The following is a 341-nucleotide window of genomic DNA, read 5'->3' as shown; positions in this document are numbered from 1 at the left end:
GGCATCGACCTCAACGGCATCACCGACCCCTCCCACCCGCGCTACAGCGAGGCCGGCGAGATCCGCGCGATGTACGAGAACGAGCCGGACGTCAAGAAGGTCATCGACACCGCCCGCGGCGTCGAGGGCCTGGTCCGCCAGATGGGCGTGCACGCGGCCGGCGTGATCATGTCCAGCGAGCCGATCGTCGACCACGCGCCGATCTGGGTGCGGCACACCGACGGCGTCACCATCACGCAGTGGGACTACCCGCAGTGCGAGTCGCTGGGCCTGCTCAAGATGGACTTCCTGGGCCTGCGCAACCTGACCATCATGGACGACGCCGTCAAGATGGTGAAGGC

1 protein-coding gene is annotated in these 341 nt (G+C 67.4%); it reads left to right on the top strand.

Annotated elements, in window-relative coordinates; translation table 11 throughout:
* A partial coding sequence (locus OQ02_RS39560) for a hypothetical protein (RefSeq protein WP_033443818.1) occupies positions 1-341 on the top strand: 341 nt, incomplete at both ends.

This window comes from Saccharothrix sp. NRRL B-16314 (genome assembly GCF_000716595.1).
In the GTDB taxonomy this organism is placed as follows: domain Bacteria; phylum Actinomycetota; class Actinomycetes; order Mycobacteriales; family Pseudonocardiaceae; genus Actinosynnema.
This window is presented reverse-complemented; position numbering and strand designations above follow the sequence as displayed.